Genomic DNA, 22,170 nt, shown 5'->3' with positions numbered 1-22,170 from the left:
GTCCCATCCGTCCAAGTCTGTTCAACGCTAGCTCAATGCCGACTTAATCGGCCAATTGAGGCTGCCACAGAATGTTGAAAACTTCATTCTCGTTGAAACCGTACGCACAGGCCCCGCGCGGCGGTTAAACTTCGCGCTTTCTAAAGGAGTTCTTATGAGTTACTACCAGCCGGGCATCCTTGCCACCCCAGTACCGTCTCAGGCACGCCATCTGTTTTTCGCTCTCGAATCCGCCGAGGCATTGCCGGCTGCGCTCGAGAACCTGATGCAGTGGGTGGACGGGAAGTCGGCGGTAGTCGGTTTTGGCAAGTCGCTGGTGAATGCACTGGGCGCGAAAGTGGCAGGGCTGCGACCGTTCCCGGCGATGATCGGTGTCGGCGTCGACAACCCTTCGACCCAGCACGCGCTCTGGTGCTGGCTGCACGGTGAAGATCGCGGCGAGTTGCTCAACCGCAGCCGCGCCCTCGAAGTCGCGCTGGCGCCTGCACTGCGCCTGGTGCAGATGAACGAAGCCTTCCGTCACATGAGCGGCCATGACCTGACCGGCTACGAAGACGGCACCGAAAACCCCCACGACGAAGCCGCCATTGCTGCCGCGCTGGTGGCCGAGGGTGATGACGGCCTGGTGGGCAGCAGCTTCGCCGCGATCCAGCAGTGGCAGCATGATCTGAACGGTTTTAATGCGATGCCGTCCCACGAGCAAGACAACATCATCGGCCGTCGCAAGAGCGACAACGAAGAACTCGACGACGCGCCGATCTCCGCTCACGTCAAGCGCACGGCCCAGGAAAGCTTCACCCCCGAGGCATTCATCGTGCGCCGTTCGATGCCGTGGATCGAAGGTGATCGTGCCGGCCTGATGTTCCTGGCCTTCGGTCACTCCTTCAACGCCTTCGAAGTACAGCTGCGGCGCATGAGCGGCCTGGAAGACGGCATCGTTGATGGCCTCTATCGGATGAGCCGGCCGATTACCGGCGGTTATTACTGGTGCCCGCCGCTCAAGGACGGTCATCTTGATCTGCGGGCGTTGCGGATCGGTTGAGTGACGTATTTGCGCAAGCCTCTGCTTTGTAAGCCAAGTCTGCCGCGCCCCCAAAAGATCGCAGCCTGCGACAGCTCCTACAAATACCGTGTACATCCGCAATTCGCGGATGTACACGGTCGGCGTAGGAGCTGCTGATAGGCTGCGATCTTTTGATCTTCGCCTGGCGATCCCACCCGCACCGATGCTGTTGACGACTGGCGGCGCTTGTCAGAAAAACCCGACAGGAGTACAAATGTACTCCATGACGACTTTAAGCCCCCGCCGTACTGCCATCCTGACCTTTATCCGCGACCGCATCGCGCAACAAGGCCAGCCACCGAGCCTCGCCGAGATCGCCGAGGCCTTTGGTTTTGCCTCGCGCAGCGTGGCGCGCAAGCATGTGGTGGCCCTGACCGAAGCCGGTTTCATCGAGGTCAACGCCAACCAGGCGCGGGGTATACGGCTGTTGAATCAGCCGCCCCGGCCCGAACTGCTGGATATTCCGGTGCTGGGGCGGGTGGCCGCGGGTGCGCCAATCGGTGCCGATGCCGAGGTGCATAGCCGCTTGATGCTGGACCCGGCGATGTTTTCGCGGATTCCGGATTACCTGCTGCGGGTGCAGGGGGATTCGATGATTGAAGACGGCATTCTCGACGGTGATCTGGTGGGGGTACGGCGCAGTGCCGAGGCAGAGAGCGGCCAGATTGTGGTGGCGCGACTCGACGGTGAAGTCACGATCAAACGCTTTGAGCGGGTCGCAGGCAGTGTACGCCTGCTGCCGCGCAACCCGGCCTATGCGCCCATTGTTGTGCACGCCGATCAGGACCTGGCCATCGAAGGCGTGTTCTGTGGTTTGGTGAGGCAAGGATGATGGGCGCCGTCGTTGCTCTGGACACGCTGTTCAATGGCGGCCATGTCTGGAAGGGCCGACCCGCCGCGCCACCGGCCAGCCCTCAACCGACGGGCCATTGGGCGCTGGACGCGGCGTTGCCCACGGGTGGCTGGCCGGAATCGGCGCTGACGGAAATTCTCATCGCCGGGCAAGGCATCGGTGAGTTGCAACTGGTGTGGCCGACCCTGGCGCGGTTGTCCGCCGAGGGCGAGCGGATTGTGTTGGTGGCGCCGCCTCATGTGCCCTATCCGCAGGCCTGGCAGAACGCTGGCGTGGATCTGCGTCAGTTGTCGGTGATTCAGGCCAGCGAGCGCGATGCCCTGTGGGCGGCCGAGCAATGCCTGCGTTCGGGCAGTTGTGGGGCGGTCTTGTGCTGGCCGCAGAAAGCCGATGACCGTGCCTTGCGCCGTCTGCAAGTGGCCGCCGAAACCGGCCAGACCCTGGCGTTTGCCTATCGCTCAATCAAGGAAGCCATCAATCCTTCGCCGGCCGCCTTGCGGATCGCCATCGATGCTCGGCCCGCACAACTGCGGGTGCTCAAGTGCCGTGGCGGCCTGGCCCGTTCGGCACCGATCGCCTTTGCTACAGGGCATTGAGGTTGGCATGCGCTGGGTCTGCATACTCTTCCCACAATTGGCGTTGGATGCTGCGCTGCGTCAGCGGCCCGATCCCGAGGAGCCGTTGGCGCTGCTGACGGGCACTGCGCAGCGCCGGGTGTTGCAAGCGGTGAACGCCTCTGCTCGGGCGCTCGGTCTGCGGCCGGGGCAATCCCTGACCGCCGCCCACGCGTTGACCAAAGCCTTTGCCAGCGCCGAATACGATGTTGCCGATATCGAGCAATGGCAGCAATTTCTTGCGGCTTGGGCCTACCGTTTCAGCTCCCAGGTCAGTGTGTTTTATCCCCGCGCCTTGCTGTTTGAAATCGAATCGAGTCTGGGTCTGTTCGGGCCTTGGCCGCAGTTCGAGGCACGGCTGCGGGCGGAACTCACGGAACTGGGCTTTCGCCATCGCATCGTCGCCGCACCCAATCCGGCGGCCGCACGGGTCCTGGCTAACGCTTACGACGGCTTGGCGGTGCAGGACAATGAAACATTGCGTCAGGTTATGGGGCAGATGCCCATCGACCGGGTCGGGCTGGAGCAGGACGTCGCCACGGCCTTGTCGCGCATGGGCTTGCGGACCTTGAGTCAGGTACAGGCGTTGCCGCGCCATACCCTGGCGCGACGCTTTGAAGCTCAGGTGCTCAAGCACCTCGACACGCTGCTGGGAGACCGCTCGCTGGCCCTGGCGTTTTACCTGCCGCCGGACCGCTTTGACGTGCGCATCGAGCTGAATTTCGATGTCTTGTCTCATCAGGCGTTGCTGTTCCCGTTGCGCCGGCTCACCGGTGATCTGTCGGCTTTTCTCTGTGGGCGTGACAGCGGCGTGCAGCGTTTTGATCTGCTGCTGGAACATGCCGGGTTGCCGGATACGCAGATCAAGGTCGGCTTGCTCAGCGCCGAGCGCGATCCGGCGATGCTCTTCGAGTTGGCTCGCGGTCGACTGGAACAGGTACAAGTCGAGTCCCCGGTTCGGGGCTTTCGCTTGGTGGCCCATGACTTGCCGAGGTTCGTTGCGCAGCACCGGGAACTGTTCGACGAGCGCCCGCAGCAATCCTTGCCTTGGGAGCAACTGCGCGAACGCCTGCGAGCACGGCTGGGGGATGATGCGGTGCACGGTCTGCGCTGGCAGGCTGACCACCGACCGGAGCACAGTTGGCAGCCGAGCGCCGATAGCCGGACGTACCCGCCGAGCCTTGGCGTGCAGCGCCCAGGCTGGCTGCTCTCCGAACCGCAGCTGGTGCACGAAGGTGCGGCGCGGATCCTCATGGGGCCGGAACGGATCGAGACCGGTTGGTGGGATGGCGGCGATGTGCGTCGCGATTACTACCTGATTGAAACCCGCTCCGGCCAGCAGGCCTGGGCCTACCGCACGGTGGGCGATGCCGGGCCTTTGTGGCTGCAAGGCTGGTTCGCATGAGCGTCGACTATGCCGAACTGCACTGCCTGTCGAATTTCAGTTTCCAGCTCGGTGCCTCCAGTGCCCGCGAACTGTTCGAACGGGCCAAGCGTCAGGGCTATCAAGCGTTGGCGATCACTGATGAATGCACTCTTGCCGGTATCGTCCGCGCCTGGCAAGCCGCTAAAGAGGTGGAGTTGCCGCTGATTATCGGCAGCGAAATGCGCATCGAAAATGGCCCGAAACTGGTGCTCTTGGTGGAGAATCTTGAGGGCTATCAGACGCTTTGCCGACTCATCACCCGAGCCCGACGTCGGGCGGATAAGGGCCAATATCAGGTGCTGCGCGAGGACTTCAACGAGCCGCTACCGGGGCTGCTGGCATTGTGGATGCCCGATACCCTTGAGGCTGACGGGGAAGGGCGCTGGTTGCGCAAGGTCTTCGGCGACCGGCTGTGGCTGGCCGTCGAACTGCACTGCGGTCAGAACGATGCCCGACGGCTGGCAGGTTTGCTGGCCTTGTCCGCTGCACTGGATATTCCGGCGGTGGCCAGCGGTGATGTGCACATGCACGCCCGTGGGCGCCGAGCCTTGCAGGACACCATGACCGCGATCCGTCATCACGTTCGTGTCGCCGAGGCCGGGCAACGCCTGCACCCCAACGGCGAACGGCACTTGCGCAGCCTTGATGCCTTGCAGGAACTTTATCCGCGGCAACTGCTTGAAGAGTCAGCGCGCATTGCCCGGCGCTGCACGTTCGACCTCGGCCAATTGCGCTACCAGTACCCGCGTGAACTGGTGCCTGAAGGTCAGACGCCAGCCTCCTGGTTGCGTGTACTGACTGAGAGGGGCATGCGTTGGCGCTGGCCTGAAGGCGCGGAGGACAAAGTGCTGGCGCTGATCGAAAAAGAGCTGAAGCTGATCAGCGAGATGGGGTACGAGAGTTACTTCCTCACTGTTCACGACATTGTGCGCTTTGCGCGTGATCGAAAGATTCTCTGCCAGGGTCGTGGTTCGGCGGCCAACTCGGCGGTGTGTTATGCCTTGGGCATCACCGAAATCGACCCCAGTCTGATGAACATGCTGTTCGAGCGCTTCCTCTCCAAAGAACGCAACGAGCCGCCGGACATCGATGTGGATTTCGAGCACGAGCGCCGTGAAGAGGTGTTGCAGTACGTGTTTCAGCGCTATGGCCGCACCCGCGCGGCGCTTACGGCGGTTGTCAGCACCTACCATGGCGCCGGCGCGGTGCGGGATGTGGCCAAGGCGCTTGGCTTGCCGCCGGATCAGGTCAATGCGCTGGCCGATTGTTGCGGACACTGGAGCGACGAACCACCTTCTGTGGAGCGCCTGCGTGAGGGCGGTTTCGACCCGGACAGCCCGGTGTTGCGCCGGGTGCTGAGCCTGACCGGGCAACTGATCGGCTTCCCCCGGCATCTGTCCCAGCACCCGGGCGGTTTCGTGATTTCCGAGCAACCGCTGGACACTCTGGTGCCGGTGGAAAATGCGGCCATGGCCGAGCGTACGATTATCCAGTGGGACAAGGACGATCTGGACATGGTCGGTCTGCTCAAGGTCGATATTCTCGCCCTCGGCATGCTCAGTGCCATTCGCCGCTGTTTCGATCTGCTGCGCCGTCATCGTGATCTGGATCTGACCCTGGCGGATGTGCCAAAAGAGGACCCGAAAACCTACGAAATGATCGGTCGTGCCGACACCATCGGCGTCTTCCAGATCGAATCCCGGGCACAGATGTCGATGCTGCCCAGGCTCAAACCAGTGAAGTTTTACGACCTGGTGATCGAGGTGGCTATCGTCCGTCCCGGTCCGATTCAGGGCGGGATGGTGCATCCGTACTTACGGCGGCGCAAAGGCGAGGAGAAAGTGACTTACCCATCCGAGGAATTGGAAATCGTATTGGAGCGCACGCTGGGGGTGCCGCTGTTTCAAGAGCAGGTCATGCAGATTGCGATTGTTGCCGCCGATTACAGCCCCGGCGAAGCCGATCAGCTGCGTCGTGCCATGGCCGCCTGGAAACGTCACGGTGGTCTGGAACCGCATCAGAAACGCCTCAAAGACGGCATGCTGAAAAACCACTATACGGAAGAGTTTGCCGCGCAGATCTTCGAGCAGATCAAGGGCTTTGGCAGCTACGGTTTTCCCGAGTCCCACGCCGCCAGTTTCGCCTTGCTGACCTACGCCAGTTGTTGGTTGAAATGCCACGAACCGGCGGCCTTTGCCTGTGCGCTGATCAACAGTTGGCCGATGGGTTTCTATAGTCCGGATCAGATTCTTCAGGACGCCCGTCGGCATCATTTGCAGATCCGTCCGGTGGACGTGCGGGCCAGTGATTGGGATTGCAGTCTGGAACCGATCCACGGTGGGCAGCCGGCGATTCGCATGGGGCTGCGGATGATCCGGGGCTTTCGCGAGGACGATGCCCGGCGCATTGAAACGGCACGCTTGGCCTGTGAGTTTATCGATATCGCCGATCTGGGTGAACGGGCTCGACTCGACTCCAGGGCTCAGGAGCAACTGGCCGACGCCGGGGCTTTGCGCGGGTTGGCCGGGGATCGCCATCGGGCGCGCTGGGAGGTGGCTGGGGTGCAGAAACAGCTGGGATTGTTTGCGGGTTTGCCGAGTCAGGAAGAGCCCATCGTGACCTTGCCCAAGCCTACTGTGGGTGAAGACTTGCAAGCGGACTACGCCAGCGTCGGCACGACCTTGGGCCCGCATCCGCTGGCCTTGCTGCGGGGCGAATTGAAAGCCCGGCGCTGCAGCAGCTCGCGGGAATTACTGGAGGTCGAGCATGGGCGCAATGTCAGCGTTGCCGGGTTGGTCACCGGCCGACAACGCCCGGGAACCGCCAGCGGCGTGACCTTCGTCACCCTGGAAGACGAGTTCGGCAACGTCAACGTGGTGGTCTGGCGTGATCTGGCTGAACGTCAACGTCAGGTGCTGGTGGGTTCGCAGTTGTTGAAAGTCGACGGTACACTGGAGACCGAAGGCGAGGTCCGGCATTTGATTGCCGGGCGGTTGAGTGATCTGAGTTCGTTGCTGACGGGGATCAGTGTCCGTAGCCGGGATTTTCGCTGAGAACAGATGATCTATTTAACACCCGGCCAAAACCGTTCCCTCCCCAGCTCATCGTTTCACGCCTGCAGCGACCTCGTCGGCAGGTCAGAATAATCGCGGGTTCGGGTTGATCGAGATTGGCATCGTCAGCGAGCTCTGCCGTCGACGGGATACCGCCGCCACTCAGGACTCGCGCAAACCCTGAACAATCCGGTGCTGCTGGACTGGTTCCGCAAGCTGATCTCGCGGCCATCGAGTTGACCTGCATGCACCTGAACGGCATTGAAAAGGCCATTTTGGATGTCGCCGCGACCCTGAAGTCTGAGTACCATCCGCTCAAGCATTTGATCGAGGTTTGAAATCCTGGCCTGCCGCTGGCCCCTCGATGTCTGCTACCCGGCATTCACAAACAAGGCGGGACCATGACTTCTCAGCAAAACAACCCACCCGCCCAAGGCCTTCCCACTCGTGTGTCGAACAGTTCAGGCTTCGTCAAAGTGCGTGGTGCCCGAGAGCACAATTTGCAGAATGTCGACGTGGACATTCCCCGGGATGCGTTGGTGGTTTTTACCGGGGTCTCTGGTTCCGGAAAGTCCTCGCTGGCGTTCTCAACCTTGTACGCCGAAGCGCAGCGGCGCTATTTCGAATCCGTGGCGCCTTACGCGCGGCGGTTGATCGACCAGGTGGGTGTGCCGGATGTGGATTCCATCGAAGGCTTGCCACCGGCGGTGGCCCTGCAACAGCAACGAGGCACACCGAGTACACGTTCTTCGGTGGGCAGCGTCACCACGCTGTCGAGCCTGATTCGCATGCTGTATTCCCGGGCCGGCAGCTATCCGCAGGGGCAACCGATGCTCTATGCCGAAGACTTCTCGCCGAACACGCCCCAAGGCGCCTGTGCGGAGTGTCACGGCCTCGGTCGGGTCTATGAAGTGACCGAAGCATCGATGGTGCCGGACCCAAGCCGGACCATCCGCCAGCGTGCCGTAGCGTCCTGGCCGATGGCGTGGCAAGGACAGAACCTGCGGGACATTCTGGTGACCCTCGGTTATGACGTGGACATTCCCTGGCGCGACCTGCCAAAAAAGCAGCGCGACTGGATTCTCTTCACCGATGAGCAACCGACCGTTCCGGTGTATGCCGGATTGACCCCGGAACAAACCCGGCAGGCCCTCAAACGTAAGCTGGAACCCAGCTATCAAGGCACCTTCAGCGGTGCGCGGCGCTACGTTCTGCACACCTTCACCCACTCGCAAAGCGCCTTGATGAAAAAGCGCGTAGCGCAATTCATGCTGGGCAGCCCATGCCCGTTGTGTGCCGGCAAGCGTCTCAAGCGCGAAGCACTGTCAGTGACCTTCGCCGGTTTCGATATCGGCGAGTTGTCGCAAATGCCGTTGCTGCAAGTGGCCGAAGTGTTGAAACCGGTCGCCGCGCAGAGCTTCCTTGAACACGCCGATGATGTCGGTGAAGTGTTGAGCCACAGCCAGACCCGCGAGGCGCGCGAGCAGCGTGTTGCCCATGGCGGCATGGCCCATGCTGGCGCTCCGGATGTCCGTCACACGCCAAACCTGTCCTTGGAAAAACGCCTGGCCGCGCAACGCATCGCTCAGGATCTGCTGGAGCGGGTCAGCACGCTGACGGACCTCGGGCTGGGTTATCTGGCACTGGAACGCAGCACGCCGACCCTGTCATCCGGCGAGTTGCAGCGGTTGCGGTTGGCCACTCAACTGGGCTCTCAGTTGTTTGGCGTGATCTATGTGCTGGACGAACCCTCGGCCGGTTTGCATCCGGCGGACGGTGAAGCGCTATTTGAAGCCTTGCAGCGCTTGAAAGCGGCGGGCAATTCGTTATTCGTGGTCGAGCATGATCTGGAAACCATGCGCCGCGCGGACTGGCTGATCGATGTTGGCCCGGCTGCCGGCGAACATGGCGGCCGGGTGCTGTACAGCGGGCCGCCGGCCGGTCTGGCTGAGGTCCAGGTGTCGCAGACCCGTGCGTATCTGTTCGCCGAGCAGCGTGCGCAACAACGCACCTGTCGAGAGGCGAGCGGCTGGTTGCGGTTGGAAGGCATCAGCCGTAACAACCTGAATAATCTCAGCGTCGAATTTCCTTTGGGCTGCTTTGCTGCAGTGACCGGTGTGTCTGGTTCCGGCAAATCGAGCCTGGTCAGCCAGGCGTTGCTGGAACTGGTCGGCGCGCACCTGGGGCGGGCCGTGAGCAATGCCGAGCCGGAAGAGTTGAGCCTTGAGGACGATGCGCCGCAAACCAGCGGCGGACAAGTGACTGCCGGTCTCGAATCCATAAAGCGTCTGGTGCAGGTCGACCAAAAACCCATTGGACGTACGCCTCGCTCGAACCTGGCGACCTACACCGGGCTGTTCGACAACGTGCGCAAGTTGTTCGCCGCGACCCCCGAGGCCCAGGCACATCACTACGACGCCGGCCAGTTCTCCTTCAACGTCGCCAAAGGTCGCTGCCTGACCTGCGAGGGCGAAGGTTTTGTCAGTGTCGAATTGTTGTTCATGCCCAGCGTCTATGCGCCGTGTCCGACCTGCCACGGCGCGCGCTACAACCCACAAACCCTGGCGATCAGCTGGCAGGGTCTGAACATCGCCCAAGTGTTGCAGCTCACCGTGGAAGAGGCGGTTGCGGTGTTCGCCGAGCAGCCTGGTGTGCGCCGGTCTCTGGAGGTCTTGCGTGATATTGGCCTGGGCTATTTACGTCTCGGCCAGCCCGCGACCGAACTGTCGGGCGGCGAAGCGCAACGGATCAAACTGGCCACCGAGCTGCAACGCAGCCAGCGCGGCGCCACGTTGTATGTCCTCGATGAACCAACCACTGGCTTGCACCCGCGTGACGTCGACCGTTTGCTTGAGCAACTGAACCATTTGGTGGAGGCCGGGCACACGGTAATCGTCGTCGAGCATGAAATGCGTGTGGTCGCCCAAAGCGATTGGGTGATCGACATTGGGCCCGGTGCCGGGGACCTGGGCGGTAAAGTGGTTACCTGCGGTACACCGCACAAGGTCGCGAAAAGCAAGAAAAGCCGTACGGCGCCGTTTCTGGCGAAAACGCTGCAACAGGCGTGAGTCGGGGGCACCACTGGTCCGATAGACGGTCGACAGAAGGGCGTAACCAAGGCCATGCTGATAGCTGGTGATCGCGATAAAACGCGGTTGCCACCGATCAACAAACGGAGGTGTTCCATGCCGGTGAACCATGACCTTTATCAGGATTTGGGCTGCACGAAGGAAGACATTCAACAAAAGCGCGCCAATGACCCCCATCTCCACTCGTTGCTCGATCAATACACACGCATTGATGCCGATGTGCTGAAGGCCGAGGCTGCGGCGCTCGCTGATGATGAACTGAGAAAGCTCAAGGAGAAGCGTGTGTTGATCAAAAGACAGATATCCAGCAAGTTGACGAATCAATCCTGAATCTGTGAAGTCCTGAGCGGGGAGCGCAGATTGCTGCACACCCCGCCAGACTGGTTCGATGACCGGACTGAAAAGAAATGGAACGGCCATCAATGCCAACTCCTCGGATTTTCAGAGGCTGATTTTTCAGGCTCCATGCGAGGTGACTATGAGCCATCCAAAATTCCCCAGTGAACAGCAGGGCGGTTATGACCCGATGCAGAGGTCCCCTCAACCCTTGAGTCCAGGACGTATGACGGTTCATCCGGACGATGAGCCGGGTCTTGATGAACTGCCAAAGGATGAAGCGGCGGTCGACGCTGGTCGGGTGCGTGAAAAAACCGAAAAAGCAGTGCGGGACAAGCAGAAGAACCCACGTTGAAAGGCTCCGCACATTCCCCCTTGTAGCAGTTGCCGAAGGCTGCGTCCGGCCGCACAGCGGTCGTAAGATCGGGCACTGCGGTTTTACAGGTTAACCGTGGTGGCATGAATTGCGACTGCTACGCAGCCGAACGCAGGCTACGCCAGCTGCTACGGATCGCGTAAAAATTTAACTGACGGGCATTAGGGCAAGCCCCCTCGCTACAGGTTCCGCGTTCGACGCTTCTTTTCATACACGGCGCTACTCCGCGCCCCGCATTGCCTGACTCAGCGGCAGTCGCGCCATGTTGCTGGCCTTGAGTGATCCGAAATAGAGCCAGTCACCGTACTCACGAACCGTGGTAATCGGTGAGTAATTGCCTTTGCTGTTGTCCTGCAGGTTGGCGATGACCTTGCCTTCGGTGTCCAGGCCAAGGGCGAATGCCCGTTTCTCGATCGGTTTGGGTATGACCATCATGGCCCGGACCAACACTTTGCGCAGATAGGGATAACCGGCCGTGCCATCGAGCAGCGGGTTGCGCGGGGCGTAGAGTGCCACCCAGAACCGGTCACGGCCATTGAAACTGAGGTTGTCGGGCAGGCCGGGCAGGTTGTCGATGAACACATCATGGGTGCCGGTTTTTGCGCCGCTGAGCCAATAGCGGGTGATGCGGTAGGCGCCGGTTTCGTTGACCAGCACAAAGTCCTCGTTCGGCCCCAGCGCCACGCCATTGGCGAACTCAAGTTTGTCCAACAGCTGTACGGTTTTTCCGGTCTGGAAGTCGTAGCGCAGCAGTCTCCCGTCACCGCCGTGCTCCATGATGGCTTCGAAGTCCTTGCCGTAACCCCAGCGGCTGGTGGAATCGCTGAAATACGCATAACGACCGGCTGCATCCACGGTAACGTCATTGGTGAAGCCGAAGGGTAGGCCGTCAGCCTCGGTGGACAGAGAAACTAACTGACCTTGAGCATCCAGCGCCAGCAGGCCCTTGATTCCGTCGGCGATGATCAATCGGCCATCCGGATGCCGGGCCAGACCCAACGGCCGCCCGCCGGTGTCGGCCAGCACTTTGAGTGTTTTGCCATCGAGGCTGGTGCGCACAACCCGACTGTCATGCAGGCCGGTGATCAAGAAGCCATCCTCCAGCAGCAGCGCTTCAGGCCCGGCAACATCCGCGGCGCCGACCCTTTCCACGTTTTTGAGTTTTTGGTTTTCGGCGTAGACGCCGGTACTCAGCGATGGTGCGGCTGACGGTGCCCAACTGACTGGCTGCACCTTGGTGGGTACCAGCAGCAGAAACGCTGCGACGGCAATCACCAGAACCAGAACAACGTGGCGAAATTTGACTCGACGGGGGGAAGAACTCATCAAACGATAACTCCTGTTGGGGTCGGGATAGCCCGCTGCGCCATCTCACACAATGCCAACATGGACGCTGCCGATTCGCGCTCTATCCGTTGTTTGAATACCAACTGATTGCCCAGCCGCATCAGCAGGCTGCTGAAGCGGTATTCCAGGGTGCGGGTAAACCGGGTGCCACCGCCACTGACAGGCTGGCATTCGTAGGTCACTACCAGCTTCAGTCCGTGATCACCCTGGGCCCGAGCGCTCCAGCGGCGGCCCGGCAGGTACTCGTTGACTTCCCAACTCAAATGGCCGGAACGGCCGCCTGCATGAATGTCCTCTTCAAAGCGTGCGCCGGCATGCAACGGACCGTTCTGGCCTTCGACCCTGAGCGATGAGGGATGCCATTCGGGCCAGCGAGTGGCGCTGCTGGCGTAGGCAAGAACGGCTTCCGGGCTGCGGGCGATGTCGACGTGATGCTGCATGCGGGTCATGGGCGGTCTCGTTTTCAGTGGGCGCGAGGCGGGTGGTGTCGATTGGGACGCTCCCAATACAGCGTGCCGAAAAGATAGTCCATCAGCGGAAAAACGATAAGCCACGGGTTGTACAGTGGATGAATGCCAGCGCGATGGTGCGCGTGGAATGCTTGAGTGGTTTGGCCCACCGCGCTCTCCTCTTGTCATTGTTATTGACAGAAGATTAGCCCTGGCCGAAGTTTCCGGCTAATGGTTGTAGCAGCTGCCAAGCCTGCGAGGCTGCGTTCGGCTGCGCAACAGTCGTAAATCAGGCACCGCGGTATTCGAGACACATCGCGCAAGCAGGGTTTACGACCGCTTCGCGGCCGAACGCAGCCTCGCAGGCTCGGCAGCTGCTACGACGGTTTGCATACTGCCTTACATCCAGTCGAGCTTTTCGATCAAACCCCCAGCCTCACAGGCTCCCGTGGATGGGGGGTCGGGAAGTGCCTGGCGTAGGCCTGGCAAACCCGCAGCACCTGATCGTCAGCGTAGCGCGCGCCGACCACCTGCAAGCCAACCGGTAAACCGTTTGGCGCAAAACCGCAGGGCACCGACGCGGCGGGTTGTTGGGTCAGGTTGAAGGGATAGCTGAAGGGCGTCCATTCCATCCATTGGTCAAAGGCTGAGCCCGGCGGCACGTTGTGGCCGGCCTCGAAAGCGGTGATCGGCAGCATTGGCGAGACCAGCACATCGTAGCAGTCGTGGAAGGCGCTCATCTGTGCAACCAACATCGCCCGGGCTTCGAGGGCGCGGGTGTAGTCGCTCAAGGTGATCTGTTCACCAAGCTCGGCGATCCGTAGCAACCCGGGGTCGAGCAGCTCGCGCTGGGCGCTGCTCAGTTGCCCGGCCAGGCGTGCGGCCCCGGCGAACCACAGGGTATTGAACATCTCCAGCGGGTCGCTGAAACCCGGGTCGATCTGCTCGACAGTTGCGCCCAAATGCGCCAGACCTTCCACCGCCTGGGCCACCACCCGGGCGACGTGCGGGTCGACGTGTACATGGCCGAAGTCCGGGCTGTAGGCGATGCGCAGCCCTTTGAGGTCGGCGCCTTCCTGCAGCCAGGGCGTGCTGCGTGGTGCGCCAATCAGCCCGTCGCGGGCATCGGGCCGCGCGACGGCTTGCAGCATCAGCACGGCGTCTTCCACGGTACGGGTCATCGGCCCGAGGTGGGACAGGATGGTCATGGCGCTGGCCGGCCATTGCGGAACGTAGCCGAAGGTCGGTTTTATCCCGAAGGTGCCGGTGAACGCGCAGGGAATACGGATCGAGCCGCCGGCATCGCTGCCCTGATGGAGTACGCCGAGATTGAGCGAGGCTGCGGCCGCCGCGCCACCGGATGACCCACCGGCGGTCATCCGCGTGTTCCACGGGTTGCGGGTGATGCCGTAGAGCGGGTTATCGGTCACGCCTTTCCAGCCGAACTCCGGTGTGGTGGTCTTGCCCAGCAGCACTGCGCCGGCCTCGCGCATGAACGCTGTGAAGGGCGCGTCCACATCCCATGGCCCCTGCGCCGAGGTGGTTCGTGAACCTTTGCGCGTTGGCATTCCCTGGGTCAGGGTCAGGTCCTTGATCGAAGATGGCAAGCCATCCAGCGCGCCGCAGGGTTGACCTTTGAGCCAGCGCTGTTCGGAGGCTCGCGCCGCCGTCAGGGCGCCGTCCGGGTCGACGTGGCAGTAGGCGTTGATCTGAGGGTTGAAGCGCTCGATCCGCGCCAGTGCGTCGTGGGTCACTTCGACAGGCGACAGACTCTTGTCGCGGTAACGGGCGAGCAGTTCGACGCCGCTCATCTCGGCGATATCGGTGTGCTCAATCATGCGGATTTCCCTCCCTGCGCGGCATTGACCATCGCCCGCAGCAATACCGCGCAACCAGCGGCGAGATCATCCGGGGTGGCGTTTTCGATTTCGTTATGGCTGATGCCGCCTTCGCACGGCACGAAAATCATTCCCGCCGGGCCCAGTTCGGCGAGGAAGATTGCGTCATGCCCGGCGCCGCTGACGATGTCCATATGGCTCAGGCCCAGACGCTCCGCGCCCTGACGCACCGCATCGACGCAGCCTTGATCGAAGTCCAGCGGTGGGAAGTCGGCAGTCGGTGTCAGCTCGAATGTCAGGCCGTGCTGCTCGCATGACGATTCGACCACCTGACGGACTTCGTCAACCATGGTTTGCAGCCTGTTTGCGTGCAGGTGACGCAGGTCGATAGTCATGTGCACCTGACCGGGAATCACGTTACGCGAACCCGGATGCAGGGTCAGGCAACCGACCGTACCGCAGGCATGGGGTTGATGTTCATGGGCGATACGATTGACTGCGCTGACCACTTGCGCAGCACCCACCAGGGCGTCCTTGCGCAAGTGCATGGGCGTCGGTCCGGCGTGGGCTTCGACGCCGGTCAGGGTCAGGTCGAACCATTTCTGACCGAGGCAACCCATCACCACACCGAGGGTGGTTTGCCGGTCCTCGAGCACCGGACCCTGTTCGATATGCGCTTCAAAATAGGCACCCACCGGATGCCCGAGCACCGCTCGTGAACCGGCATAACCGATGCGCTGCAATTCAGCGCCTACCGAGAGGCCCTGGTCATCCTGCTTGAGCAGGGTTTCGTTGAGGTCGAACTTACCTGCGAACACCCCTGAACCCATCATGCACGGTGGAAAGCGTGAGCCTTCCTCATTGGTCCAGACCACCACTTCGATCGGTGCCTCGGTTTCCAGCCCCAGATCATTCAAGGTGCGGATGACCTCCAGCCCTGCCATGACCCCGTAGCAACCGTCGAATTTGCCACCGGTGGGTTGGGTGTCGATATGGCTGCCGGTCATCACCGGTGCACGGTTCGGATCGCGACCGGCACGACGGGCGAAAATATTGCCGATGGCATCGACGCTGACGCTGCATCCGGCGTCTTCACACCAGCGCACGAACAGGTCGCGGGCCTGGCGATCGAGGTCGGTCAGGGCCAGTCGGCACACACCGCCCTTGGCAGTGGCACCGAGTTGCGCGAGGTCCATCAGCGATTGCCAGAGGCGGTCGCGGTTGATCAGGGGCGCGTTGCTGTCGAGGTGTTGCAATGGATCGAGACGGCTGTTCATGGACAAGTCTCCGGTCAGGCACTCAGGGCCAGGTAACGGTTTTTGATCGTCGGGTCGGCACGAAATGCAGCGGCGCTGCCTTCGTAGACCACGCGGCCTTGTTCGAGGACGTAATGGCGGTCGGCGAGCTTGTCGCAGACCATCAGGTTCTGCTCCACCAACAACACCGGCAAACCGTCCTCCTTGACCTTGCGCAGGATTTTCACCAACTCATCGACGATCACCGGCGCAAGGCCTTCGGTGGGTTCGTCGAGGATCAGCAGCTTCGGGTCATTGAGCAGGGCGCGGGCGATGGCGAGCATCTGTTGCTCGCCGCCGGACAGCGCATGGCCGGCGTTCTTGCGACGTTCCTTGAGCCTGGGGAACATGGTGTAGACGTCTTCCATCTGCCAACGACTGGTCTTGCGCACGGCAATGCGCAGGTTTTCCTCGACGGTCAGCAAACGAAAAATGCCGCGGTTTTCCGGTACCAGTGCCAGGCCCTGACGGGCAATCTCGAAGATTTTTTGACCGACCAGCGCTTTGCCGTTGAAACGAATCTCGCCCTGACGCGGGCAGATGATCCCAAGGATGCTGCGCAGGGTGGTGGTCTTGCCGGCGCCGTTGCGCCCGAGCAGGGTGACCAGTTCGCCTGGATTGACGTTAAGCGAAACGCCCTCGAGGACGTGGCTCTTGTCGTAGTAGGAGTGGATATTCTCGACGGTCAGCATCAGGCGGCTTCTCCCAGATAGGCGGCACGCACACGCTCATCGGCGCGGACGAATTCCGGTGTGCCTTCGACCAGGATCTGGCCGTGGCTCATGACGGTGATGCGTTGGCTGATAGACATGACGATGCTCATGTTGTGTTCGATCAACAGCACCGTATGGTCACGGCCCAGGTCGCTGATCAGTTGGGTCATGATCGGAATGTCATCGATGCCCATGCCGGACGTCGGCTCGTCGAGCATCAGCAGTTTGGGGCGCGAGCAGATCGACATCCCGACCTCCAGCACCCGCTGCTGGCCGTGGGACAGTTCCCCGGCCAGGGTGTCGGCCCGTTGTGTGAGTTGCAGGCGTTCCAGCACTTCGTCGGCGATCTCTAGATGCTCGCGGCGGTTCTCCACCCGGCTCCAGAAGTTCAGCGCACTGAGACCGTCACGACCCTGGGCGGCCAAGCGCAGGTTTTCCCGCACACTGAGGTTCTGGAACAGGCTGGTCAGTTGAAACGAACGCGCCATGCCGAGGCCGACCCGACCGTGGGTGGGCTTGCGCACGATGTTCTTGCCGGCAAAGTGAATGGCTCCGGCGGTGGCCTGGCGCTCACCGGTCAGGCAGTGGAACAGGCTGGTCTTACCAGCGCCGTTGGGACCAATGATGGTGTGGATGGTGCCGGCCTGAACCTTCAGGTTGACGCCGTTGACCGCATGGAACGCGCCGTAGGCCAGCTCCAGATTCCTGGTTTCCAGCAGGTAGTTTTCAGCGCTGCTCATAACAGTTTCTCCTTGGCCTGCAGGGCCGACTTGCGATTGCCCCGAAAACGCTCGGCCAGTGACGACAGACCACCCCACAAACCGCCGCGCATGAACACCACCACCAGAATCAGGATGATCCCCAGCAGCATCAGCCAGCGCGGCCAGAGGTCGGAGAGAAAGTCGCCGAGCAGCACGATGGAACCGGCGCCGAGCAAGGAGCCGAACAGCGATCCGGTACCGCCGACAATGGTCATGATCAGGATGTTTTCGGACATCGCCAGGTCGATATTCGACAGCGGCACGAAGTGCAGCAGCATGGCGTACAGCGCTCCGGCGATACCGGTCACCGCGCCGGACAGCACGAACACCAGAATCTTGAAATGCCGGGTGTCGTAACCAATGGCGGCCGCGCGGGTTTCGTTCTCGCGGATCGCCATCAAGGTGCTGCCGAAGGGCGAGGCAATGACTCGGCGGGCGGCGATGAAAATCAGCAGAAACAGCACGGCGACAAAGCCGTAGAAGTGCCGCGCATCACCCAGGGACAAAAGCACCGTTTCACCCAGACGGATTTCCGGGCGCGGCACGCTGAGCAGGCCATTATCGCCACCTGTCCAATCGCTCAGGGTGTAGGCGATGAAGTAGGCCATCTGGCTGAAGGCCAGAGTCAGCATGACGAAGTAGATACCGGTGCGGCGAATCGCCAGGGCACCCACCAGAAACGCCAGAAAGCCTCCGGCCACGGCCGCGCCCAACAGCGCGGGAAACAAGCCCAGTTGCAGGTGAATCATCAGCAGCGCGGCGCAGTAAGCCCCGGCGCCGAAGAAGATGCCCTGACCAAAGGACAGCAACCCGGTGTAACCCAGCAGCAGGTTACAGGCGAGGGCGGCCATGGCGAAAATCAGGATTTCCGTCGCCAGAGTGGCCGATGGCAATACCAGCGGCAGGCCGATCAGCACGCCGATCACCAACAGCAACATGTAACGCGACTGGGTCTTGGCGAAGGGCAGGGGATTTTTCTCAGTCATGATCATGCTCTCCCGAACAGGCCGTAAGGACGCACCAGAATCACCACCGCCATGGCACCGTAGATCATCAGGCTGGCGCCTTGCGGCCAGATAGTAGTCATCAGACTTTGCACCACACCGACCAGCAAGCCGCCGACCAGTGCACCGCTGAAGGAACCCATGCCGCCGATCACCACGACGACGAATGCCACCCCGAGAATCTCCGGGCCGACGAAGGGTTGAGCGCCGCGCAACGGTGCAAACAGCACCCCGGCGACACCCGCCAGAGCAACGCCGAGGGCGAAGGTCATGGAAAACAGGCGAAAGATGTTAGTGCCCAGTAACGACACCGTTTCAGTACTTTCACTGCCTGCCCGCACCAGCGCGCCGAATCGTGTGCGCTCCAGCAGCAGCCACAGCGCCAGGCCAACCAGCGCTGAGAAAACGATAAGGAACAAGCGGTAATAGGGGTAGACGAAGTCGCCGATGATCAACACACCTCGCAGCAGTTCAGGCACCGCTACGCTTTTGCCGACCGGGCCCCAGATCAGCACGCTGGCCTCCTGGATAATCAGCGCGATACCCAGGGTCACCAGAATCTGGAAGGTATGAGGCAAATGGTAAATACGCTGGATCAATAATCGCTCGATGGCCCAGGCCAGGGCGGCCACTACCAGCGGCGCGATGATCAGTGCCAGCCAGAAACTTCCGGTCAGGCTCACGGCGGTGTAACAGATGTAGGCGCCGAGCAGAAAAAACGCACCGTGGGCGAAGTTGACGAAGTTCAGCAGGCCGAAAATGATCGTCAGGCCGACCGCAATCAGGAAGTAGATCATCCCCAGGCCAAGGCCATTGAGAATCTGGAACAGGTAAAGATTGAGCATGCAGGTACCCTCTGCAGGGGGCTGGTTGACGAAGACGTCACTCGGCCCGCTGCCTGTCGCAAGCGGTAGAAAGGTTTTTCAGCTCAGCTGAGCGTGCAGCCGGTCGCGTCTGCTGGCGGGAACGAACGTCCCGAGCTGACCACCTTTGCCAGGTCATCCTTATCGCGCATATCGGCTGTGGCCTTGCCCACCAGCAGGTAGTAATCCTTGATCACCTGATGATCGCCGGCACGGATCGACTCCTCACCGGTTGGCCCCTCGTAACTCAAGCCCTGCATGGCCTTGGCCACGGTCGGGCCGTCGAAACTGCCGGTGGCGATGATGCTGTCGAGCATGATCTTGGTACCGATGTAATCGGCCGCCAGCGGGTAGGTGGGATTGATCCCGTACTTGGCCTGGGTGATTTTCACCAGCTCGCGATTGAGTGGTGTATCGATCTGGTGCCAGTACTGCGCGCCAAGGTAGACGCCTTCGAGAACATCACTGCCCAGCTCCTGGAATTGATCAAGCCCAGCAGACCACACCAGCAACACTTTCATCCGCTCCTTGATGCCGAAGTTCACCGCCTGGCGCAGGGCGTTGGAGGACTGGCTGCCAAAGTTGAGCAGTACCAGTACGTCCGGTCTGGCCGCGATGGCGTTGGTCAGGTAACCGGAGAATTCCTGTTCCTGCAGCGAGTGATAGCTGTTGCCGATGTGTTCGACGCCATGCTCGGCGCAGACTTTTTTCGCGCCTTCGAGCAGCGCTTCGCCGAACACGTATTGCGGGGTGATGGTGTACCAGCGCTTGGCCTCGGGCAGCAGTTTGATCAGCGGCACCATGGTTTCGCGGATGGCTCCGTAGGTCGGTACCGACCAGCGAAAGGTCGCGGCATTGCAATCCTTACCGGTGATTTCGTCAGCGCCCACTGGCGTCATGAACACCCCAGCGACCTTGCTGACTTCCTTGGACACCGCCAACGCCGAGGACGACAACGTGCAACCCTGGAAGAATCGCGCACCGTCCTGCTGGATGGCCTCTTGTACCTTGCGCACAGCCTTGCCGGCGTTACCTTCAGTGTCGATCACCTTGTAGTTCAGTGGTCGACCGAGCAGGGTCGGATGTTGCTCGATCGCCAGGCGCGAGCCCATGTCGGCGAACTTGCCATAGCTGGCGAAGGCACCGGACATGGACTTGAGCCCATAGAACGTGAACGGCTCGGCGGCAAAGGCCTGGCGCACACCCAGCGGAAGGCTGAGTGCACCTGCGACGGTCAGACTGGCTTTCAACAACGTACGACGCTGCATGGGGTAACTCCCTGGTTTAATTATTGGCAGGAGTAGCAATGGCAAAACGGCGCAACAAAGCCTGTGGGCAGGCCTTTTATTTAGAGGACAAACGGGTTCAGTGGCTGTGATCGAACTCCAACAAAAAGTGCTGGGTGACTTCGCCTTCAAGGGCGCTCATGTGGTGCTCGGCATCGCACATGTGTTCATGCATCAACTGCTTCACGGTGCTTTCATCCTCGGCTTTCAAGGCGTTCAACAAACGTTTGTGGTAGTCGAGGTTGGCTGCGTCGAACTGCCTGCGTTTGGGCTTGTAGGCTTTTTTCAGCACCACCAGATCGCGCAGCAGGTCGTTGAGAAATTGCGCCATGAAACTCAGCAGCGGGTTGGGGCAGGCGCGGGCCAGCAGGTTGTGGAACTCCAGTTCTGCCAGTCGTTGTTCGCGTTGGCCGGCTTCGCTGTCTTCCGGCGCACTGCACAAATCAATGTTGTTTTGCAGAGCCGTGTAGTCGGCCTCGCTGAGTCGACCGATCACCGACACGGCCAGTTCGACTTCGATGACCTTGCGCAGTTGGTATACCTGCTCGCCGTCCAGATGCTGGAAGTGCAGGTAATTGCGCAACGCGCGGCTGGCCGGTTCCGTACCGGCTTCATTCAGGTAAGCGCCGCCACTGGGGCCTGTGCGGGTGTTGACCAGGCCCTCGACCTCAAGGGCTTTGAGTGCTTCACGGGCGGAGCCTTTGGAGCACTGAAAGCTTTCCATCAGCTCGCGCTCGGTCGGCAAACGGTCGCCAGGCCGCAGGGCATTGATGACGATGGAGCGCTTGACCGACTCGACAATCACATCGGAAAGCTTCTGGCGTTTACGGCGAATCGGGCGAGTGAGCATGTTTTTCTATTTATCGTATTAATACGGATAAATAGTACTTAATAGGGCTTGGCTCGACACGTCAACTGCCTACACGGTGGTGGGGTCGTTTTCAGGGAAGAAGGGTCGTAAACAGGCAAAACGGCTAGTCTGTTGAGACGGGCAGCAACCCGACACTCGAGGGAGGCAACGCAATGATTCAATGCAAACGCGCCTACAGCCCTGCAGACGCCAGCGATGGTTACCGAGTGCTGGTCGACCGTCTGTGGCCACGCAACTGTCGTAAGGATCAACTGCCGCTGGATGAATGGCTGCGCGAGGTCGCGCCTTCAACCGAACTGCGGCGTGCGTTCAAGCAGGCTGAACTGGACTTCGAGACCTTTCGCGCCCGCTATCGGCAAGAGCTGACTGCCCGGCCCGAGCATTGGTGGAAACTGCTTGAAAAGGCGAGAGCCGGTACGCTCACACTGATTTACTCGGCCAAAGATGAGCAACATAACAATGCCCAGGTACTGGCGCAGTGGCTGGAAGATGAACTCGATCGGGGCGGGGACCCAAGTTCCCCGGTGTGTTATGCGGGGGATTTCAATTAACTCCGATTGGCCATTTGTTGTTCGTCTCATCTTCCGTGGGGCTTGCCCTGATGCCAGTCAGTTAAGGGATTTCAGGTTCGGCACTGTCCCCCGTAGCAGCTGCCGAAGGCTGCGTCCGGCTGCGAAGCAGTCGTAAATCCTGCTTCCACGGTTTGTCTGGAATACCGCAGTACCTGATTTTACGACTGCTGCGCAGCCGGACGCAGGCTTCGCCAGCTGCTACGGTTCGCGTAACGTCTTAACTGATGGGCATAAGGGTTTGCCTGTGAAGGCGGTCTGTCTAACAACACGCGTCAGTCAATAGCGGTTAAGTTCAATATTAATGCACTTAATCAGCATTATTATTAAGTTGTGGTGAGTTGTTTGCGCCCGCACACTTCTT

18 protein-coding genes and 2 pseudogenes are annotated in these 22,170 nt (G+C 61.0%); 10 read left to right on the top strand and 10 right to left on the bottom strand.

The window, feature by feature from the left end; translation table 11 throughout:
- The first annotated feature begins 154 nt into the window (after positions 1-154).
- The 9 genes and pseudogenes from ACZYSM_RS05800 (at position 155) to ACZYSM_RS05760 (ending at position 10,789) form a co-directional block, all read left to right on the top strand.
- Positions 155-1,042, top strand: coding sequence for a Dyp-type peroxidase (locus ACZYSM_RS05800; RefSeq protein WP_489069761.1), 888 nt, complete (start codon positions 155-157; stop codon positions 1,040-1,042).
- Between the two features lie 235 nt (positions 1,043-1,277).
- Positions 1,278-1,895, top strand: coding sequence for a transcriptional repressor LexA (gene lexA / locus ACZYSM_RS05795; RefSeq protein ID WP_489069759.1), 618 nt, complete (start codon positions 1,278-1,280; stop codon positions 1,893-1,895).
- Positions 1,895-2,512: a translesion DNA synthesis-associated protein ImuA gene (gene imuA, locus ACZYSM_RS05790; RefSeq protein WP_489069757.1), complete on the top strand. Its 618-nt coding sequence runs from the start codon at positions 1,895-1,897 to the stop codon at positions 2,510-2,512. Before lexA ends, imuA begins: the two co-directional genes overlap by 1 nt.
- A 7-nt stretch (positions 2,513-2,519) precedes the next feature.
- The gene (locus ACZYSM_RS05785; protein WP_489069755.1) at positions 2,520-3,935 is read left to right on the top strand and encodes a Y-family DNA polymerase; all 1,416 of its coding nucleotides are present in this window, start codon (positions 2,520-2,522) and stop codon (positions 3,933-3,935) included.
- On the top strand, positions 3,911-7,009 hold the full coding sequence (locus tag ACZYSM_RS05780; protein ID WP_489069753.1) for an error-prone DNA polymerase: 3,099 nt from the start codon (positions 3,911-3,913) through the stop codon (positions 7,007-7,009). Before ACZYSM_RS05785 ends, ACZYSM_RS05780 begins: the two co-directional genes overlap by 25 nt.
- Positions 7,010-7,115: 106 nt before the next feature.
- Positions 7,116-7,347, top strand: a pseudogene (locus ACZYSM_RS05775) (GntR family transcriptional regulator); the annotation flags it as partial.
- Positions 7,348-7,410: 63 nt separating this feature from the next.
- Positions 7,411-10,077 (top strand): excinuclease ABC subunit UvrA, encoded by a 2,667-nt coding sequence (locus ACZYSM_RS05770; RefSeq protein ID WP_489069751.1) that lies wholly within the window; start codon positions 7,411-7,413, stop codon positions 10,075-10,077.
- A gap of 117 nt (positions 10,078-10,194) precedes the next feature.
- Positions 10,195-10,428: a hypothetical protein gene (locus tag ACZYSM_RS05765; RefSeq protein WP_489069749.1), complete on the top strand. Its 234-nt coding sequence runs from the start codon at positions 10,195-10,197 to the stop codon at positions 10,426-10,428.
- Positions 10,429-10,486: 58 nt separating this feature from the next.
- Positions 10,487-10,789, top strand: a complete 303-nt coding sequence (locus ACZYSM_RS05760; RefSeq protein ID WP_489069747.1) for a hypothetical protein — start codon at positions 10,487-10,489, stop codon at positions 10,787-10,789.
- A 240-nt stretch (positions 10,790-11,029) separates the two neighbouring features.
- On the opposite strand, the gene ACZYSM_RS05755 is transcribed toward ACZYSM_RS05760, so the two are convergent.
- The 10 genes and pseudogenes from ACZYSM_RS05755 to ACZYSM_RS05710 form a co-directional block, all read right to left on the bottom strand.
- Entirely contained in the window at positions 11,030-12,136 is a 1,107-nt protein-coding gene (locus ACZYSM_RS05755; protein ID WP_489069745.1) for an SMP-30/gluconolactonase/LRE family protein, read from the bottom strand.
- Positions 12,136-12,776, bottom strand: a pseudogene (locus ACZYSM_RS05750) (SRPBCC family protein); the annotation flags it as partial. The pseudogene ACZYSM_RS05750 and the gene ACZYSM_RS05755, both read right to left, overlap by 1 nt.
- Positions 12,777-13,028: 252 nt before the next feature.
- A complete protein-coding gene (locus ACZYSM_RS05745; RefSeq protein ID WP_489069744.1) occupies positions 13,029-14,444 on the bottom strand; it encodes an amidase in 1,416 nt (471 codons plus the stop codon).
- On the bottom strand, positions 14,441-15,721 hold the full coding sequence (locus ACZYSM_RS05740; RefSeq protein ID WP_489069743.1) for a Zn-dependent hydrolase: 1,281 nt from the start codon (positions 15,719-15,721) through the stop codon (positions 14,441-14,443). Before ACZYSM_RS05740 ends, ACZYSM_RS05745 begins: the two co-directional genes overlap by 4 nt.
- A 14-nt stretch (positions 15,722-15,735) precedes the next feature.
- Positions 15,736-16,431 carry an ABC transporter ATP-binding protein gene (locus ACZYSM_RS05735; RefSeq protein WP_489069741.1) on the bottom strand — a complete coding sequence of 232 codons (696 nt, stop codon included), beginning with the start codon at positions 16,429-16,431 and terminating at the stop codon, positions 15,736-15,738.
- Positions 16,431-17,192: an ABC transporter ATP-binding protein gene (locus ACZYSM_RS05730; protein ID WP_489069739.1), complete on the bottom strand. Its 762-nt coding sequence runs from the start codon at positions 17,190-17,192 to the stop codon at positions 16,431-16,433. The genes ACZYSM_RS05735 and ACZYSM_RS05730 overlap by 1 nt, the downstream gene beginning before the upstream one ends.
- Positions 17,189-18,199 carry a branched-chain amino acid ABC transporter permease gene (locus ACZYSM_RS05725; RefSeq protein ID WP_489069737.1) on the bottom strand — a complete coding sequence of 337 codons (1,011 nt, stop codon included), beginning with the start codon at positions 18,197-18,199 and terminating at the stop codon, positions 17,189-17,191. Before ACZYSM_RS05725 ends, ACZYSM_RS05730 begins: the two co-directional genes overlap by 4 nt.
- Positions 18,200-18,201: 2 nt before the next feature.
- Positions 18,202-19,062, bottom strand: coding sequence for a branched-chain amino acid ABC transporter permease (locus ACZYSM_RS05720; RefSeq protein ID WP_489069735.1), 861 nt, complete (start codon positions 19,060-19,062; stop codon positions 18,202-18,204).
- 83 nt (positions 19,063-19,145) lie between these two features.
- Entirely contained in the window at positions 19,146-20,348 is a 1,203-nt protein-coding gene (locus ACZYSM_RS05715; protein WP_489069733.1) for an ABC transporter substrate-binding protein, read from the bottom strand.
- Positions 20,349-20,445: 97 nt separating this feature from the next.
- The gene (locus ACZYSM_RS05710; RefSeq protein ID WP_489069731.1) at positions 20,446-21,216 is read right to left on the bottom strand and encodes a FadR/GntR family transcriptional regulator; all 771 of its coding nucleotides are present in this window, start codon (positions 21,214-21,216) and stop codon (positions 20,446-20,448) included.
- Positions 21,217-21,389: 173 nt separating this feature from the next.
- On the opposite strand from ACZYSM_RS05710, the gene ACZYSM_RS05705 reads away from it, so the two are divergent.
- Positions 21,390-21,788 carry a DUF488 domain-containing protein gene (locus ACZYSM_RS05705; protein WP_489069729.1) on the top strand — a complete coding sequence of 133 codons (399 nt, stop codon included), beginning with the start codon at positions 21,390-21,392 and terminating at the stop codon, positions 21,786-21,788.
- The last annotated feature ends 382 nt before the right edge of the window (positions 21,789-22,170 follow it).

The organism is Pseudomonas sp. F220, assembly GCF_057813935.1.
This window is presented reverse-complemented; position numbering and strand designations above follow the sequence as displayed.

Excerpts from the sequence above, each read along its gene's own strand:
- ACZYSM_RS05800 (WP_489069761.1), top strand. The coding sequence starts at position 155 with ATGAGTTACTACCAGCCGGGCATCCTTGCCACCCCAGTACCGTCTCAG.
- ACZYSM_RS05745 (WP_489069744.1), bottom strand. The coding sequence starts at position 14,444 with ATGATTGAGCACACCGATATCGCCGAGATGAGCGGCGTCGAACTGCTC.
- ACZYSM_RS05735 (WP_489069741.1), bottom strand. The coding sequence starts at position 16,431 with ATGCTGACCGTCGAGAATATCCACTCCTACTACGACAAGAGCCACGTC.
- ACZYSM_RS05740 (WP_489069743.1), bottom strand. The coding sequence starts at position 15,721 with ATGAACAGCCGTCTCGATCCATTGCAACACCTCGACAGCAACGCGCCC.
- ACZYSM_RS05770 (WP_489069751.1), top strand. The coding sequence starts at position 7,411 with ATGACTTCTCAGCAAAACAACCCACCCGCCCAAGGCCTTCCCACTCGT.
- lexA (WP_489069759.1), top strand. The coding sequence starts at position 1,278 with ATGTACTCCATGACGACTTTAAGCCCCCGCCGTACTGCCATCCTGACC.
- ACZYSM_RS05760 (WP_489069747.1), top strand. The coding sequence starts at position 10,487 with ATGACCGGACTGAAAAGAAATGGAACGGCCATCAATGCCAACTCCTCG.
- ACZYSM_RS05765 (WP_489069749.1), top strand. The coding sequence starts at position 10,195 with ATGCCGGTGAACCATGACCTTTATCAGGATTTGGGCTGCACGAAGGAA.
- ACZYSM_RS05755 (WP_489069745.1), bottom strand. The coding sequence starts at position 12,136 with ATGAGTTCTTCCCCCCGTCGAGTCAAATTTCGCCACGTTGTTCTGGTT.
- ACZYSM_RS05730 (WP_489069739.1), bottom strand. The coding sequence starts at position 17,192 with ATGAGCAGCGCTGAAAACTACCTGCTGGAAACCAGGAATCTGGAGCTG.
- ACZYSM_RS05715 (WP_489069733.1), bottom strand. The coding sequence starts at position 20,348 with ATGCAGCGTCGTACGTTGTTGAAAGCCAGTCTGACCGTCGCAGGTGCA.
- ACZYSM_RS05710 (WP_489069731.1), bottom strand. The coding sequence starts at position 21,216 with ATGCTCACTCGCCCGATTCGCCGTAAACGCCAGAAGCTTTCCGATGTG.
- imuA (WP_489069757.1), top strand. The coding sequence starts at position 1,895 with ATGGGCGCCGTCGTTGCTCTGGACACGCTGTTCAATGGCGGCCATGTC.
- ACZYSM_RS05720 (WP_489069735.1), bottom strand. The coding sequence starts at position 19,062 with ATGCTCAATCTTTACCTGTTCCAGATTCTCAATGGCCTTGGCCTGGGG.
- ACZYSM_RS05705 (WP_489069729.1), top strand. The coding sequence starts at position 21,390 with ATGATTCAATGCAAACGCGCCTACAGCCCTGCAGACGCCAGCGATGGT.
- ACZYSM_RS05725 (WP_489069737.1), bottom strand. The coding sequence starts at position 18,199 with ATGACTGAGAAAAATCCCCTGCCCTTCGCCAAGACCCAGTCGCGTTAC.
- ACZYSM_RS05785 (WP_489069755.1), top strand. The coding sequence starts at position 2,520 with ATGCGCTGGGTCTGCATACTCTTCCCACAATTGGCGTTGGATGCTGCG.